Here is a 15,927-nt window from a genome sequence, read left to right as displayed (position 1 = left end):
CAGCAGTTCACTGGGCCCCCATCACGCGCCGGTGCAGTCCGCCGTCGAATTCGGTGGAGTGGGTGCTCTCGCCGTTCAGGTCGATACGGACCGAATAAACGGTCCCGGTGAACTCGTTGTCGATGACGGGATAGTCGTCGGTCACCGGCGTGCTCAGGTCCACTCCGACATTCAGCGTCTCGTCGAAGGAGAAGTAGTACGGGATGGTCCGCGGGACCTGTCCGGTCGCGTACTTCTCACCGTCGACCAGGAGCACGGCAGTCCCCCCCTTGCCGAGTCCTCCGCCGTCGTAGTCGAATTCGAGCCGGACCTCATGCCGTCCCGGCGCCACGGGCTTCCCGCCGCGCACGGTGTACAGGCTCATCCCGAAGTAGTTGTAGGCGTAGGCCGGCTTTCCCCCGGTGAAGTACAGGGACCAGCCGCCGAATCGGCCGCCCTGTGCGATGAGCACGCCTTCGGCCGCTGTTTCCGGTACGTCGATGTCCGCGGTGATGCTGTGTGAGCGGTTCTTGACGTTGGGTGTGGTCTCCTCGGTGAACCGCCGCATTCCGCCGCGGTAGGTCACGGACGTCCGGTCGCCGAGCAGGTCGATGCGGCCGGCCACGGCGGGGTTCTCCCGCTCGGTGACCCGGTCGTCCAGGGGGAAGACCTGGTACTTCGCCGCCTCGATCAGGAACAGGTCCTGCAACTGGCGCAGCTTCTCGGGGTGTTCGGCGGCGATGTCGTGCGCCTGGCTCCAGTCGTGGTGCAGGTCGTAGAGTTCCCAGACGTCGTCGGCGAACCTCCGGCCGTGTGTCGGCACCATCTCCCAGGGGATGCCGTGCCGGGTGACCGCCATCCAACCCCGGTGGTAGATACCCCGGTTGCCGCACATCTCGAAGTACTGCGTCTGATGGAACTCGGGCGCGTCGGGATCGGCGAGCGTCTGCGACATGCTCGTCCCTTCGAGGGGCTGCTGTGGCACCCCGTCGACGCTGAACGGCGCCGGGATCCCGACGCAGTCCAGGATCGTCGGCAGCACATCGATCACATGGGAGAACTGGTGACGAAGCCCCCCGCGCTCGGGCACCCCGCGCGGCCAGTGCAGGATCATGCCGTCCCGGGTGCCGCCGAAGTGTGAGGCCACCTGCTTGGTCCACTGGTAGGGAGTGTTCAGCGCCAGCGCCCATCCCGCCGGGGCGATGGGATAGCTGTGCGGGCCGCCGATCTCGTCGAGGTGGTCGATCATCTCGTCCGGGTCGTCCACCACGCCGTGACCGAGCCGGTGCTCGACGATCGTCCCCTCGATGCCGCCTTCGCCCGAGGCGCCGTTGTCACCGAGGATGTAGAGGAAGAGCGTGTTGTCCAGCTCGCCGAGTTCCTCCAGCGCTTCGACGAACCTGCCGACCTGTACGTCGGCGTGTTCGGTGAACCCGGCGAACGTCTCCATGAACCTGGCCGCCAGCCGGCGCTGGTTGTCGGTGAGCTCGTCCCAGTGCGGAACGCCTTCGGCCCAGCTCGCGAGCTCTGTGTCCTCGGGCACGACACCGAGTTCCTTCTGGAGCCGCAGGGTCAGTTCGCGCTGACGATCCCAGCCGTGGTCGAAGCGTCCGCGGTACTTCTCCTGCCATTCCGGGCCGACGTGCAGGGGAGCGTGCGCGGCACCGAGTGCGAGGTAGGTGAAGAACGGCCGGCCCGGGGTCAGCGTGCGCTGCGTGCGTACCCAGTCGATGGCGTGGTCGACGAGGTCCTCGGAGAGGTGGTACCCGTCCTCGGGCCGGCGATCCGGCTCGACCGGGGTGGTGCCCTGGTACAGCAACGGGTACCAGTGGTTCATCTCGGCGCCCATGAACCCGTAGAAGGTGTCGAACCCCTCCCCGGTCGGCCAGCGGTCGAACGGCCCGACCGCGCTGATCTCCCGTGGCGGGGTCTGGTGCCACTTGCCGAAGGCCGCGGTGCTGTAGCCGTTCTTCTGCAGGATCTGGGCCATGGTCGCCGCGCTTCGGGGCCGGAACCCGTTGTACCCGGGGGCCGCGGTGGTCATCTCGGTGGTGCCGCCCATGCCGACCGAGTGGTGGTTGCGTCCGGTCAGCAGGGCCTGCCGGGTCGGCGAGCACAGTGCCGTCACATGGAAGCGGGTGTAGCGCAGCCCGTCGTCGGCGAGTCGTTCCGCGGTCGGCATCTCGCACGGCCCGCCGAACGAGCTGGAGGTGCCGAACCCGAGGTCGTCGACCAGCACGATCACCACGTTCGGCGCGCCCTGCGGTGGAGGGACCGGACCGATGGGGGTGAATGCGGTCTCCTGGTCGTGGACGTCCATCGCGGTCGTCAAGGGCCGACGCGTGTCCGGCCGGGGCAGTATGTGCCGTCCGGCGTCGAACTCAGTCATGTGCTTCTCCCTCATGGGCGGCGACAACGCTTATTCCTCCGCCCACGCGACGCACAGCATTCGGCGGCGCCTGACATCAGAATGTTACGCGCTCTTATCCTGATGGAATTCCTGGCCGGTAACAGGCAGGTGGGCGAAACGGCGGGAAACCTGAGATCCGGGTCTGCGGTGCAGTAAAAATGGCACCCGCCATCGATCCGGTCAATAAGACGGCCGAAATCATCCCGGACCTGTTTTGAATGAGGCCCATAGAAAACTTCTATAGGGTCAGGTCGACGAACGCCTGGGCGGCGGGGGACAGCGGGCCGGATCGCCAGACCAGCCGGCCGTGGCGCAGCAGCCGCGGGCGCGTGGACAGCATGCGGGCCCCGCGGAGTGCGGCGTCCGACGCCATCGAGGTGGGGAGCAGTGACGCTCCGACACCGGACAGGATCAGCGGGACGATCATCGCGCGGTGCGCGGTCTCCACCACGATCCGGGGCGGGACGCCCAGTGCGGTGAACAGGTCGTCCACCGCCGCCCGGGTCTCAGTGCCCGGCGGTGTCACGATCAGGTCCAGCTGGGCCAGTTCGCGCGCGGTGATGGTGCTGCCTGCCGGGTGTGGGTGGTCCTGGGGCACCACGACGTGCATCTCGTGCTCCGGCAGGTCGATGCCGCGGAGATCCGTCGTGGGCACCGAGGCGTCCACCAGGCCGAGTTCGCACTGGCCGGACCCGACCATGGTGACGACCGCGGATCCCCGCTCCGGGTCGACCACGCGCACCGCGACCTTCGGATGTGCGCGGTGGAAGCGGCCCAGCATGTCGGCCAGTGGGTCTACCGAAAGGGTCGTCTGCGACACGATGTCGAGTCGCCCGCCGCCGATCCCCAGGACTTCACGGACCGAGGAACTCGCCGTGGAAAGGTCACGCAGAACCTGTTGTGCGGGCCGCACCAATGACTCACCCGCCGCGGTGAGGACAACGCCGTGCGGGAGCCGGTGAAAAAGGGCTCCGCCCAATTCCCTCTCCAGCGTCCGGATCGAATGCGAAAGGGAAGGCTGTGCGACATGGAGCGCAATGGCCGCAGCCGTGAAACCGCCGTGCTCGACCACGGCGATGAAATACTCCAGCTGACGTCGCTCCATCAGATCTCCAACCCTCCGGGCGACATTGTCACCCGGAGGGTTGTACCACGGAGGAACGGCCTCGCCCCGCGTCCGGTGGTGCTGTGGGGGGTACGCGGGGCAAGGGGTTCGGGACTGGTTGCGGCGGAGGTGGGGGACTCAGCAGCTGTGGTCGACCAGGTCGAACGAGGCGTAGTGGTCGGCGGTGTAGTAGTCCTCCCGATTCTCCTCGCCGGTCACGATGCGGCGCGCACCGCGCGTGGAGGAGCCCGGCGTGATCACGGTGTACTCGTGGTAGTAGCCGGAGGACTGGCTGGGCAGGATGCCTTCCCGGTTCTGGAAGACGGTCCCGTCCTGCGTGTAGGGGTAGGGCCCGCCCTGTTCGATCAGGTCGAGCGTGTCGTGGGCCTGGGAGGGCAGGGCGCTGTAGCAGATGTCACCGACGGCGGTCGCAGCGGCGCCCGCGGGTGTGGCGGCGACGGTGCCGCCCACGAGGAGAGCGGACAGAAGAGCGGCTGCGGCGCCGATCCGGGTGGCGCGTGGGGGGAATCTCATGCCCTCATGATGACGCGCGTAGACAGTGGCATGTCAATGACAACTCAGGATTTTCCCGTCAAGTCCGATGGGTTTTCGGGAAGTTAACCTGGCGCGCGGCGTCTCCATGCGGTCCTCACCTGGACTTCTGGCTCTCGGCGGCGGCGAACAGCGCGAACGCCAGCACGAGCAGTGCGACGCTCGCGTAGATCTCGTAGCCGTCGAGGAAGCCGAGGCGTTGGACAAGGCCCCAGTCCCAGTCGGTGAACTCGTGCAACAGCCCGGCGCCGCCCTGCACCAGGGCGATGAATCCCAGGATCTCCAGCAACTGCTTCATGAGGATGACTCTCGCCCCGCGGATCCCCTGCACACATCGGCCGCCGGGCCGGCCATGTCCGACGGAAGACTGCGGTCCGCCTGGGCCCGCAGCGCCGAAAGTCTCCGATGACGCGACTTTCGTCGACGATCACGGCCGCGGAGGGGTGTCACGGGCTCGCACCGCATAGATTCGTCAACCGTGAGTGGTGACATGCCGGAGCCGGTCCCCCAGGCGTTCGTGGGGCGGCGCTGGCTGCTGCCCTCCGCCCTGGTGAAGGAACTCGACCCCGACGCCGCCGCAGGACGCTCCGGACGGCCCCGGCGCACCGCGCGCGACTGGGTGGTCGACTTCTCCTGCTTCCTGCTGGCCGTGTTCGTCGGTCTGCTGGCCGCGGACACGCTGGATGCCGAGAACCTCCCGCGGGGCTACGGCATCGCCGACCAGTTGCTGGGCGTGCTCGCCTGCGCCGCGGTCTGGCTGCGGCGCCGCTGGCCGCTCGGGCTCGCGGTGGCGATGGTCCCGGTCTGCTTCGTGTCGAACACCGCGGGCGGCGCGGGCCTCGTCGCCCTGTTCACGCTCGCCGTGCACCGGCCGTACCGGTACGCGGCCTGGGTGGGCGGCGCGTCCGTGGCGCTGACGCCGCTCTTCTTCTGGTTCCGTCCCGACCCCGAAGTGCCGTACGGCTGGGCGGTGTTCGCCGCCGCGCTGCTGACGGCCGCGCTGGTCGGCTGGGGCATGTTCGTCCGCTCCAAACGGCAGCTCATGCTGAGCCTGCGCGACCGCGCCCGGCGCGCCGAGACGGAGGCAGGGCTGCGGGCCGAACAGGCGCAGCGGCTGGCGCGCGAGGCCATCGCCAGGGAGATGCACGACGTGCTCGCGCACCGGCTCACCCTGCTGAGCGTGCACGCGGGCGCGCTGGAGTTCCGGCCCGACGCACCCCGCGAGGAGGTCGCCCGGGCGGCGGGCGTCATCAGGGAGAGCGCCCACGAGGCGCTGCAGGACCTGCGGGAGATCATCGGCGTACTGCGGGCGGGCGACCCCGACGACGCCGGGCGCCCCCAGCCGACGCTCGGCGCGCTGGACACGCTGGTCGCCGAGTCCCGCGAGGCCGGCATGAAGGTCACCCTCGACAACCGCGTCACCGACCCCGCCGCCGTGCCCGCCTCCGTCGGCCGCACCGCCTACCGCATCGCCCAGGAGGGCCTGACCAACGCCCGCAAGCACGCGCCCGGCACGGAGGTCACGGTGACCGTGACAGGTGCGCCGGGGGAGGGCCTCGCCATGTCCGTACGGAATCCCGCGCCCGACGGCGAGGTCCCGCACGTCCCCGGCTCCGGACAGGGCCTGATCGGGCTGGCGGAGCGGGCGACGCTGGCGGGCGGCCGGCTGACGCACGGGTCCGCGGCGGACGGGGGGTTCGAGGTGCGGGCCTGGCTGCGCTGGGCGTGAGACGGTCCGCGCGGGGGTGAAGTGGCTTGTGGGCGGCCCGATTGAGGTGGCCCCGAATTCCGCACCGCCCCCTCCGGGGCCTCCGCAGGGGATAGCGTGGGCAGGTCCGGCACGCCGCCTTGGTGGCCGGTGAGGCGGGCGCACGCGTGTGGGTGGACGTCCCCTGGTGCTCCGCAGTTCGACGTCGCGTCGGTCCTCCGGGAGGTGCAGATGGTGCGGGTGGCGGGCCTGGTCCGGATCCGCGACCTCCACCTTCCGCTGCTGAGGCGGGCGGGCGCTCCACACTCCGGGGCCCTGACCGATGCCTGGCCCGTCGAGGTGGAGAACCTGCTGCGGGCGGCGCCCGGGTACCCGCGAGCTCTGGCGCCCGGCCTGCGCAACAGCCACCTCGCCCGGCCCGAGGTGTTTCAAGTCCTCGGTCTCGGCATCTCCGCGTCGCACCGTTGTGCCCACCGGGCCCCACCCAAGAGCAGAGTTACCCGACGGAGAAGAGAAAGGGCACAGGTGCGGGTGAACCCCTACATGGTGCTCGCCGCGTTCGCGGCCGACTGGAGCAGACTGTCCCGGCTGCTCGCCCCCGGCGCCCGGCAGGCGCTCGGCAGACACCTCGCCGAGCTGCGGGACAACGGCGTCCAGCAGGAACGGGCCGCCGAGCGGGCGGCACGGACCGTACTGGAGGCGCTCCCGGCTGAGGAGGGCGAGCGGCTGCGCCGGCACGCCGGGACACGGCACGCGGGCGCACCCACGACGGGCAGCCGGTACGAGGGGTACGGCGCCGCGGACCTGTGCCTGCTGGTCCTCGACAACAACCCCATGGTCGGCCCCGTCCTGGGCCCGATCCGCCAGCGCCTGCTCCGGGAACCGTCGTTGGAGTGGATGGAGGGAGCCACGGACCGGCGGCTGATCGTGCTGTCGGACGACGGCGGGCGCCGGCGGCTGCCGTCCTTCCAGTTCGAGGCCGGCAGCATGCCCTGGGAGATCGTCCTGGACGTCAACTCCGTACTGCACGCGGGTACCGACCCGTGGGGCGCCGCCGACTGGTGGCTGTCCCGCACCACCTGGTGGGACGGCACCCCGGCCGGACTGCTCGGCCGCGGCCGCGACATCGAACTGCTGGGCGCCGCACGGGCCTTGGCCGCCACCGAAGGGGAGTGGTAGCCGATGGGCAGGTACCCGCCCCCCGACGCCCCGCCGGACGAACCCATCCGGGCCACCCTGCGCGCGGGCACCCCCGTCTACCGGGTGCACTCCACGCACCGCGCCCCGACTGCGTACCACACCCGCCCCTCGCACGCCTTCTCCTACGGCGGCCGCTTCGACAGCACCCCCTACGACCCCTACGGCTATCTCTGCGTCGGATTCGGCGTCGGCGCCGCGGTGTCCGAAGTGCTGCTGCGTTCCCTGGTGTTCGAGGGCGACGGCACCGAGCGGCTGCTGCCGCGCGTCGCGTTCGAGGGGCGCAGTCTGTCCTTCCTGCGGCTGGCCGCCGACATCGAGGTCGTGTCGCTCATGTCCGGCGCGGATCTCGCGGCGGTGGCGCAGGACTCGTGGCTGGTGCGCACCGAGGGCGCCGACCGTCCGCGGACCCGCGACTGGGGCCACTGGATCCGCCGCCAGACCAAGCCCTGGGCGCAGGGCTTCGTCTGGCCGTCGAAGCACGAGCCCGCCGACCGGATGGCGATCCTCTTCGACGACCGGGGCGATCCGCCGCCGCTCGAACCCACCGGCGCCGACCCCGTCGACTTCGGCACCCAGGACGGCGAACGCCGGCTCAACGGCATCCTCGCGCCGTACCGGACGCGCACCGCACCGGCCGTGCCGCGGTGAGCGCCGGCCGGCTTCGGCGCCTGCGCAACTCACCTCCCGCAACCGTGATTACGTAAGGCCCATGACTGCGATCAGACTGCTCCTCGTCGACGACGACCCGCTGGTCAGAGCCGGCCTGTCCTTGATGATGGGCGGGGCGGGCGACATCGAGATCGTCGGCGAGGCCGCCGACGGAGCCGAGGTCGAGGCGCTCGTCGAGCGGACCCGCCCGGACGTCGTCCTCATGGACATCCGGATGCCGTCGGTGGACGGCCTCACGGCCACCGAGCGGCTGCGCGGCCGCGAGGACGCCCCCCAGGTCGTGGTCCTGACCACCTTCCACGCCGACGAACAGGTGCTGCGCGCCCTGCGCGCGGGCGCCGCCGGGTTCGTCCTCAAGGACACCCCGCCCGCCGAGATCGTCGACGCCGTACGCCGGGTCGCGGCCGGCGACCCGGTCCTGTCGCCCACCGTGACCCGGCAGCTCATGGAACACGCGGCAGGAACCGCCGCCGACACCGGGCACGCACGCGCGCGTGACCGGATCGCCGCCCTCAACGACCGCGAACGCGAGGTCGCCGTCGCGGTCGGCCGGGGCCTGTCCAACGCCGAGATCGCCGCGCAGCTCTTCATGAGCGTCGCCACCGTCAAGACCCACGTCTCCCGCATCCTGGCCAAGCTCGACCTCAACAACCGGGTACAGATCGCCCTGTTGGCGTACGACGCGGGACTGCTGGAGGGAGAGAGGCGAGCGGAGGAGGACGGGCACTAGGGGGTGTTTCGAAAGTCCTGTGCGGTGCCCGCGGTGTCCGGTGCGTGCTCTCGGCGCGCCGGACGAAAGCCCTCGCACGGCACGCCGAGAGCACGCACCGGACGCCGCTCCTTAACGGGCGAACGTTGCCTGCTGGGGCACTAGCAGCGTGTCCAGGGGCGGAACCCCCGGCGGCCGGGGGGAAACAGGCCTTCTCACATGGCCGACGTCGCGCCACCTCCGGCGATCTCCCCAAGCCGCACAGGTCTTCGCTCCCGCCAGGACACCTCACAGGCCTCCGCGATCCGCAACGCCTGCAGAGCCTCACGCCCATCGCAAGGATTGGCCCGCTCCCCGTGCAGCACCTCGACAAACGCGTTCAGCTCAGCCTCGTAGGCGGGCCCGAACCGTTCCAGGAACCCGGCCCACGGCTTGCCCGCCGCCGGCGGCCCCGTCGGCTCCGTGGACGCGATCGGCGTACGGTCGTCCAACCCGACCACGATCTGGTCCCGCTCCCCGGCGAGCTCCATCCGCACGTCGTACCCCGCACCGTTCAGCCGCGTCGCCGTAGCCGTCGCCAGGGTGCCGTCGTCGAGTGTGAGCACCACGGCCGCCGTATCGACGTCGCCGGCCTCGCGGAACATCGAGGGCCCGGCGTCGGACCCGGCCGCGTACACGTCGACGACCTCGTGCCCGGTCACCCACCGCAGCACGTCGAAATCATGGATCAGCGTGTCCCGGTACAGTCCGCCGGACACCGGCAGCCACGCGGCCGGCGGCGGCGCCTGGTCGCTGGTCAGCGCCCGTACGGTGTGCAACCGCCCGAGCCGCCCGGACCGCACCGCCTCTCGCGCCCCCGCGTAGCCCGCGTCGAAGCGCCGCTGGAACCCCATCTGCAGAATCGTCCCGGCCGTCTCCACCTCGGTGATCGCATGCAGCGTGCCGGGCAGGTCGAGCGCGATGGGCTTCTCACAGAACACCGGCAGCCCCGACCGTGCTGCCCGACCGATCAGTTCGGCGTGGGCCGCCGTAGCCGTGGTGATCACCACGGCGTCCACGCCCCACTTGAAGATCTCGTCCACTCCCGGCGCCGCCGTCTCACCCAGCCGGTGTGCCAGTTCCTGGGCCCGTGCCGGGTCTACGTCCGTGAGGATCAGGGAGCCGACGTCGCGATGACGGCTCAGCGTCCTCGCATGAATGGTGCCGATACGGCCCGTACCGATGACCCCGATGCGCATAAAAACAAAGTGGGGGTTCAGTGCGTACCCTGTCAATGCATATGTCCTGACAACCGAACTACACAACTTCCCGTCAACACCTCACGGAGCTACGCTCGGCCCGTGCCGAAACCAGGAGTGGACCCGACTGTGGAACTCGAGCTCAGCGTGGACCGGAGCAGTCCGGTGCCCCTGTACTTCCAGCTGTCGCAGCAGCTCGAGGCCGCGATCGAGCACGGAGCGCTCACCCCGGGCAGCCTGCTGGGCAACGAGATCGAGCTCGCCGCCCGCCTCGGCCTGTCCCGCCCCACCGTCCGCCAGGCCATCCAGTCGCTCGTCGACAAGGGCCTGCTGGTGCGCCGGCGCGGCGTCGGTACGCAGGTCGTGCACAGCCAGGTCAAGCGCCCCCTGGAGCTCAGCAGCCTCTACGACGACCTGGAGTCGGCCGGCCAGCGCCCGGCGACCAAGGTGCTCGTCAACACCGTCGTCCCGGCCTCCGCCGAGGTCGCGGCCGCCCTCAACGTGGCCGAGGACAGCGACGTCCACCGCATCGAGCGGCTGCGCCTCGCGCACGGCGAGCCGATGGCGTACCTGTGCAACTTCCTGCCGCCCGGTCTGATCGACCTGGACACCGCACAGCTGGAGGCCACCGGCCTGTACCGGCTGATGCGCGCCGGCGGGATCACCCTGCACAGCGCCCGCCAGACCATCGGCGCGCGCGGCGCCACCGCCGACGAGGCCGAGCGCCTCGCCGAGGAGGAGGGAGCCCCGCTGCTCACCATGCAGCGCGTCACCTTCGACGACACGGGCCGCGCCGTCGAGTTCGGCACCCACACCTACCGGCCGTCCCGCTACTCCTTCGAGTTCCAGCTGCTCGTACGGCCGTGACGGCGCCCGGCGTACGACTCTGACGGCCCCCGACGGACCCGCCGGATTCGTCGCAATGTCTGGACAATGCGACGACGGTGTCCTCCCCACGCGAGGCCCTGGACCGCGGCATCGCCACGGTCTCCCACCGCTTCGTACTGCTGAGGAGAGGCACGATGGTCGGTGGTTTCGGGCGTGACGAGATCACTCCGGACGAGCTGACGCGCCAGCCGGCGGGCGGAACGGACCTGGACGATCTACGCCATGAACTGCAGGCTGGTCAGGGGCGCGGAGCTGTGTCGATGTGCGGCTCCGCCGCGTGGGCGCGAGCAACCACACGCACCCGCACCCGGCAAACAACAGCACCACTCCTCTGTAACCCCGCACAGCGCCCATCCCCACGGTGAGGCAGAATCGGCCCCGATGAGCACCTACCGCGACTTCACCGCCGCCCCCATCGGCTCCCGCCGCGCGCCAGCGCTCCGCACCGTCGGCACCCGGGAGCGCCGCTCACACCTGACCGCCCCCCGCGTGCCGACCGTCGGCATCGACATCGGCGGCACCAAGGTGATGGCGGGCGTCGTCGACGCCGACGGCAACATCCTGGAGAAGCTCCGCACGGAGACCCCGGACAAGTCCAAGAGCCCGAAGGTCGTCGAGGACACCATCGTCGAGCTGGTCCTGGACCTGTCCGACCGGCACGACGTGCACGCCGTGGGCATCGGCGCGGCCGGCTGGGTCGACGCCGACCGCAACCGCGTCCTGTTCGCGCCCCACCTGTCGTGGCGCAACGAGCCCCTCCGGGACCGGATCTCCGCCCGGCTCGCCGTCCCCGTGCTGGTCGACAACGACGCCAACGCCGCCGCCTGGGCCGAGTGGCGCTTCGGTGCCGGCCGCGGCGAGGACCACCTCGTCATGATCACGCTGGGCACCGGCATCGGCGGCGCGATCCTGGAGGACGGGCAGGTCAAGCGCGGCAAGTTCGGTGTCGCGGGCGAGTTCGGCCATATGCAGGTCGTGCCCGGCGGCCACCGCTGCCCGTGCGGCAACCGCGGCTGCTGGGAGCAGTACAGCTCCGGCAACGCGCTGGTGCGGGAGGCCAAGGAACTGGCCGCGGCCGACTCGCCGGTGGCGTACGGGATCATCGAGCACGTCAAGGGCCAGATCGACGACATCACCGGCCCGATGATCACCGAGCTCGCCCGCGAGGGCGACGCGATGTGCATCGAGCTGCTCCAGGACATCGGCCAGTGGCTCGGCGTCGGCATCGCCAATCTGGCGGCCGCCCTCGACCCGTCCTGCTTCGTCATCGGCGGCGGTGTCTCGGCCGCCGACGACCTGCTGATCGGCCCTGCGCGCGACGCCTTCAAGCGCCAGCTCACCGGCCGCGGCTACCGCCCCGAGGCCCGGATCGCCCGCGCCCAGCTGGGCCCCGAGGCCGGCATGGTCGGCGCCGCCGACCTCGCCCGGCTGGTCGCCCGCCGCTTCCGCCGCGCCAACCGGCGACGGGTCGAGCGCTACGAGCGCTACGCCCGGTACGCGGAGGCCCGCCGGACGACGCAGGGGCAGGCGTGACCCGTTCCGTACCCCGCCAGGGGGACGCCCCGGACGAACCGGCCCAGCCCGCCGAGGACCGCCGCCACCGCAACCGCCGCCGGGCGCTCACCCTGATCATCATCGTGCTGCTCATCGGTGTCCCGGCCGGGTACCTGGTGATCTCCGCCAACCAGAGCCGCGACAGCGGCAAGGACAAGGAGGCCAAGTACTCGGCGACCGGCCTCACCGCGGGCTGGCCGTCGCGGGTCCAGCGCCGCATCTACCAGGTGCCGATCCCCGTCCCGTCGGGCAAGGTCGCCTACTACGAGACGAACAACTGGCGGACCAGCCGCCTCTACGTCCAGTTCCAGACCCCCGACGCCAACCTGGACGTCTTCCTGAAGTCCATGGGCGTCGGCCGCGACGCGCTGGAGGAGGGCGACATCACCATCAGCGCCCGCGACCAGAAGGTCACCGGCTGGGACCTCTCGGGCCCCGGCCCCTGGTACGGCCTCGTCCACGGGCAGGAGAACCCGGCGCCCACGCATGACGTCGTCGTGAACCTGTCCGACCCGGCGAACCCGTTCGTGTACGTCGTCTCCCGCACGGTTCCCTGACACGGCGGGCTGCGTGACGCCCAGGGATTCCTTGGAACGGCGGGCCCGTGGCCGTCGCCGGGGCCGATTGTCAGACCCCGCCCGTAGAGTCGGAGACGGTTGATCCGACTTGTGGGGCGGGAGGTGGCAGGACGTATGAGCGACGTGGTCGCGAGGGCCGCGGTGGCCGAGCGAACGGGGGAGTCCGTCCCCGTCCGACTCGCGGCCGTCTTCCTGCCCGCGCCCCTCCCGCGCGACGGACGGATGGCCTTCTGGGATCCGGACGGCGGAGCACTCCCCGCCGAGGACACGGAGCTCACTGTTGTACGACGGCATGGCGCCGGCGTCCGCCGCAGGAGCACCCCCGCGCGCTCGCTCCCGCTCGACGAGGCCCTCCCGCTCCTCGTCCGGGCCCGGCGCGACCCCGCTGCCCACCCCGCCACCGCCTGCTGGGGAGCGGCCGCGCTGCACGCCCTGCGGCTCGCCGCGCGCGGCCGTTTGCTGCCCGGCCTGACCGCCACCGGCCACGACGCCTGGCGGGCCGGCCCCCTGGACCCCGACGACATCGCGCACCTGCGGGCGGTCGCCGCCGCCCTGCCGTACGAGGGCCATGCCGTCCCGCTGCCCGGCCCCGGCCCGCTCCGGCTGCCCGAACCGGAAGCCCTGATGCGCGCCTTCCTGGACGCCGTCGCGGACACCCTGCCCCGCACCCCGGCCGCGCCGTACACCTCCGGGAAGCCCTTCGCGGACCGCCGCCCGCAGCGCCTGCCCGACGCCCACGACTGGGCGGCCGAGGTCGCCGCCGGCATGGACGCGGGGGTGCGGATCTCACTGCGCCTCGACCTGTCGGCGTACAACCTCTTCGACGACGATGCCGGCGGCGGCCGGGTGCGCAGCGCGGGCGCGGCGATCGTCCAGGTGCACAGCCTCGCAGACCCCACCCAGGTGGTCGACGCGGTGGCCCTGTGGGCGGGCGAGGAGGACGCGTCCTTCGGGCCACGCGCGCGGGTGGACGCGGCCCTCGCGGTGCGTCGCGCGGCGCGGGTGTGGGCGCCGCTGGACCGGCTCGCCGAGCAGGACGTGCCGGACGTACTGGCCCTGTCGGACGAGGAGTTGGGCGACCTGCTGGGCGTGGCGGCGACCCGGCTCGCGGCGGCCGGGGTCGCCGTGCACTGGCCGCGGGACCTGGCGCAGGACCTGAGCGCGGCCGCGGTCGTACGGCCGGCGCCGGGTTCGGCGACCGACGGCACCGGCTTCTTCGAGAGCGAGGAACTGCTCCAGTTCCGCTGGCAGTTGGCGCTCGGCGGCGACCCCCTCAGTGACGCCGAGATGGACGCGCTGGCCGAGGCTCACCGCCCTGTCGTCCGCCTCCGGGACCAGTGGGTCCTGGTCGACCCGGCCCTGGTCCGCAAGGCCCGCAAGCGCGAACTGGGCCTGCTCGACCCGGTCGACGCGCTGTCCGTCGCCCTCACCGGCACGGCGGAGGTCGACGGAGAGACGGTCGAGGCGGTGCCGGTGGGGGCGCTGGCGACGCTGCGGGCCCGCCTGACCGCGGGCGTACCCCCCGCCGAGCCGCCGGCCGGGCTGCGGGCGACCCTGCGGGACTACCAGCTCCGCGGTCTGGCCTGGCTGGACCTCATGACCTCCCTCGGCCTCGGCGGCTGTCTCGCCGACGACATGGGGCTCGGCAAGACGATCACCGTCATCGCGCTGCACCTGCGGCGGGCGCGCAGCCGGCCGACGCTGGTGGTCTGCCCGGCCTCCCTGCTGGGCAACTGGCAGCGGGAGATCACCCGCTTCGCCCCCGGCGTCCCCGTGCGGCGCTTCCACGGCCCCGACCGCACCCTGACCGACCTGGACGGCGGCTTCGTGCTCACGACGTACGGCACGATGCGGTCGGCGGCGCCGACACTGGCTCAGCAGGACTGGGGGATGGTCGTCGCGGACGAGGCACAGCACGTCAAGAACCCGTACTCGGCGACGGCCAAGGCGTTGCGCACGATCCCGACCCCCGCGCGCGTGGCCCTCACCGGCACCCCGGTCGAGAACAACCTCTCCGAACTCTGGGCGCTGCTCGACTGGACGACACCCGGGCTCCTCGGCCCCCTGAAGTCCTTCCGCGCCCGGCACGCGCGCGCGGTGGAGAACGGCGGGGCCGATGGAAACGACGAGGCAGTGCAGCGCCTGGCCCGACTGGTCCGCCCCTTCCTGCTGCGCCGCAAGAAGTCCGACCCCGGCATCGTCCCGGAGCTGCCGCCCAAGACGGAGACGGACCACCCGGTGCCGCTCACCCGCGAACAGGCCGCGCTGTACGAGGCGGTGGTGCGGGAGTCGCTGCTGGCCATCGAGACGGCGGAGGGCATCGCCCGCCGGGGCCTGGTCCTGAAACTCCTGGGCGCGCTGAAGCAGATCTGTGACCACCCCGCGCTGTACCTGAAGGAGGGAGCCGCGGCACCGGACCGACTCGCCGCCCGCTCCGGCAAGCTGACGCTCCTGGACGAACTGCTGGACACGGTGCTCGCGGAGGACGGCTCGGCGCTCGTCTTCACCCAGTACGTGGGGATGGCCCGCCTGATCACCTCCCACCTGGCCGCCCGGGCCATCCCCGTGGAACTGCTCCACGGCGGCACACCCGTCCCCGAGCGCGAACACATGGTGGACCGCTTCCAGGACGGCGCGACCCCGGTCCTGGTCCTGTCCCTCAAGGCCGCCGGCACTGGCCTGAACCTCACCCGCGCGGGCCATGTCGTCCACTTCGACCGCTGGTGGAACCCCGCCGTCGAGGAACAGGCCACCGACCGCGCCTACCGCATCGGCCAGACCCAGCCCGTCCAGGTCCACCGCCTGATCACCGAGGGCACGGTCGAGGACCGCATCGCCGAGATGCTGGAGGCCAAGCGAGCCCTGGCCGACGCGATCCTCGGCTCCGGCGAGTCGGCCCTCACGGAACTGACGGACCGTGAGCTGTCCGACCTGGTGTCGCTGCGGAGGGAGTCATGACGGGGCGGCAGAACACAGAGGGCACGAAGCCCGAGGTGGCGACCGAAGAGAACTCCCCGGAGCGGGCACCGTCCCCGGTCGCATCGACCAGCCAGGAGGAGACAGCCCGACCCGCCGACGCGGCACGACGGGCGCTGCGGGCCGCGCGGGAGCGGCGGGAGATGGCGTACGGGGGGCCTGAGGGCGGGGGATCGGCGTCGGGGGAGTCCGGGGGCGGGGAGTCGGCGCGGGGGGCGTCCGGGGATGAGCAGTCGCCGCGGGAGCCGTCCGTGGCCGGGTTGCCGGCGCGGGAGTCGGCCGGAGGTGAACCGCCGGTTTGGGAGTCGTCTGTGGGAGGGTTGCCTGCTCGGGAGTTGTCCGGGGCTGAGGAGTCGGGGCT

General features: G+C 71.6%; 13 protein-coding genes and 2 pseudogenes. 10 read left to right on the top strand and 5 right to left on the bottom strand.

Features of this window, described 5'->3' with window-relative positions; all coding sequences use genetic code 11:
* Positions 1 to 7: 7 nt before the first annotated feature.
* The 4 genes from AQJ91_RS39550 to AQJ91_RS39535 form a co-directional block, all read right to left on the bottom strand.
* Positions 8 to 2,368 (bottom strand): arylsulfatase, encoded by a 2,361-nt coding sequence (locus AQJ91_RS39550; RefSeq protein WP_067032251.1) that lies wholly within the window; start codon positions 2,366 to 2,368, stop codon positions 8 to 10.
* Between the two features lie 259 nt (positions 2,369 to 2,627).
* Positions 2,628 to 3,494, bottom strand: coding sequence for a LysR family transcriptional regulator (locus AQJ91_RS39545; RefSeq protein ID WP_067032050.1), 867 nt, complete (start codon positions 3,492 to 3,494; stop codon positions 2,628 to 2,630).
* 138 nt (positions 3,495 to 3,632) lie between these two features.
* On the bottom strand, positions 3,633 to 4,028 hold the full coding sequence (locus AQJ91_RS39540; RefSeq protein WP_067032046.1) for a guanyl-specific ribonuclease: 396 nt from the start codon (positions 4,026 to 4,028) through the stop codon (positions 3,633 to 3,635).
* Between the two features lie 115 nt (positions 4,029 to 4,143).
* Entirely contained in the window at positions 4,144 to 4,344 is a 201-nt protein-coding gene (locus tag AQJ91_RS39535) for a hypothetical protein (RefSeq protein ID WP_067032042.1), read from the bottom strand.
* A gap of 180 nt (positions 4,345 to 4,524) precedes the next feature.
* Here AQJ91_RS39535 and AQJ91_RS39530 point away from each other — a divergent pair, with 180 nt between their 5' ends.
* The 4 genes from AQJ91_RS39530 (at position 4,525) to AQJ91_RS39515 (ending at position 8,353) form a co-directional block, all read left to right on the top strand.
* Positions 4,525 to 5,775, top strand: coding sequence for a histidine kinase (locus AQJ91_RS39530; RefSeq protein WP_234383322.1), 1,251 nt, complete (start codon positions 4,525 to 4,527; stop codon positions 5,773 to 5,775).
* A 210-nt stretch (positions 5,776 to 5,985) separates the two neighbouring features.
* A complete protein-coding gene (locus tag AQJ91_RS39525) occupies positions 5,986 to 6,933 on the top strand; it encodes a hypothetical protein (RefSeq protein WP_234383321.1) in 948 nt (315 codons plus the stop codon).
* A gap of 3 nt (positions 6,934 to 6,936) precedes the next feature.
* Positions 6,937 to 7,602 carry an RES family NAD+ phosphorylase gene (locus AQJ91_RS39520; protein WP_067032036.1) on the top strand — a complete coding sequence of 222 codons (666 nt, stop codon included), beginning with the start codon at positions 6,937 to 6,939 and terminating at the stop codon, positions 7,600 to 7,602.
* 61 nt (positions 7,603 to 7,663) lie between these two features.
* Positions 7,664 to 8,353 carry a response regulator transcription factor gene (locus AQJ91_RS39515; protein WP_067032033.1) on the top strand — a complete coding sequence of 230 codons (690 nt, stop codon included), beginning with the start codon at positions 7,664 to 7,666 and terminating at the stop codon, positions 8,351 to 8,353.
* Positions 8,354 to 8,547: 194 nt separating this feature from the next.
* Here AQJ91_RS39515 and AQJ91_RS39510 read toward each other — a convergent pair whose 3' ends face one another.
* Positions 8,548 to 9,570: a Gfo/Idh/MocA family protein gene (locus AQJ91_RS39510; RefSeq protein WP_067032030.1), complete on the bottom strand. Its 1,023-nt coding sequence runs from the start codon at positions 9,568 to 9,570 to the stop codon at positions 8,548 to 8,550.
* Positions 9,571 to 9,699: 129 nt separating this feature from the next.
* Here AQJ91_RS39510 and AQJ91_RS39505 point away from each other — a divergent pair, with 129 nt between their 5' ends.
* From AQJ91_RS39505 to AQJ91_RS56650, 6 genes and pseudogenes are all read left to right on the top strand, one after another.
* Positions 9,700 to 10,437: a GntR family transcriptional regulator gene (locus tag AQJ91_RS39505; RefSeq protein ID WP_199848145.1), complete on the top strand. Its 738-nt coding sequence runs from the start codon at positions 9,700 to 9,702 to the stop codon at positions 10,435 to 10,437.
* Positions 10,438 to 10,556: 119 nt separating this feature from the next.
* A pseudogene (locus tag AQJ91_RS56655) lies at positions 10,557 to 10,697 on the top strand (ATP-binding cassette domain-containing protein); the annotation flags it as partial.
* A gap of 142 nt (positions 10,698 to 10,839) precedes the next feature.
* Positions 10,840 to 11,991, top strand: coding sequence for an ROK family glucokinase (locus tag AQJ91_RS39500; RefSeq protein WP_067032023.1), 1,152 nt, complete (start codon positions 10,840 to 10,842; stop codon positions 11,989 to 11,991).
* A complete protein-coding gene (locus AQJ91_RS39495) occupies positions 11,988 to 12,569 on the top strand; it encodes a sugar kinase (RefSeq protein WP_067032020.1) in 582 nt (193 codons plus the stop codon). Before AQJ91_RS39500 ends, AQJ91_RS39495 begins: the two co-directional genes overlap by 4 nt.
* A 135-nt stretch (positions 12,570 to 12,704) precedes the next feature.
* The gene (locus tag AQJ91_RS39490; protein ID WP_067032017.1) at positions 12,705 to 15,548 is read left to right on the top strand and encodes a DEAD/DEAH box helicase; all 2,844 of its coding nucleotides are present in this window, start codon (positions 12,705 to 12,707) and stop codon (positions 15,546 to 15,548) included.
* Positions 15,545 to 15,927, top strand: a pseudogene (locus tag AQJ91_RS56650) (hypothetical protein); the annotation flags it as partial. The gene AQJ91_RS39490 and the pseudogene AQJ91_RS56650, both read left to right, overlap by 4 nt.

The organism is Streptomyces dysideae, from assembly GCF_001514305.1.
Taxonomy (GTDB): Bacteria; Actinomycetota; Actinomycetes; order Streptomycetales; family Streptomycetaceae; genus Streptomyces; species Streptomyces dysideae.
Note: the sequence above shows the minus strand (reverse complement) of the source record. Positions and strands in the feature narration are given on the sequence as shown.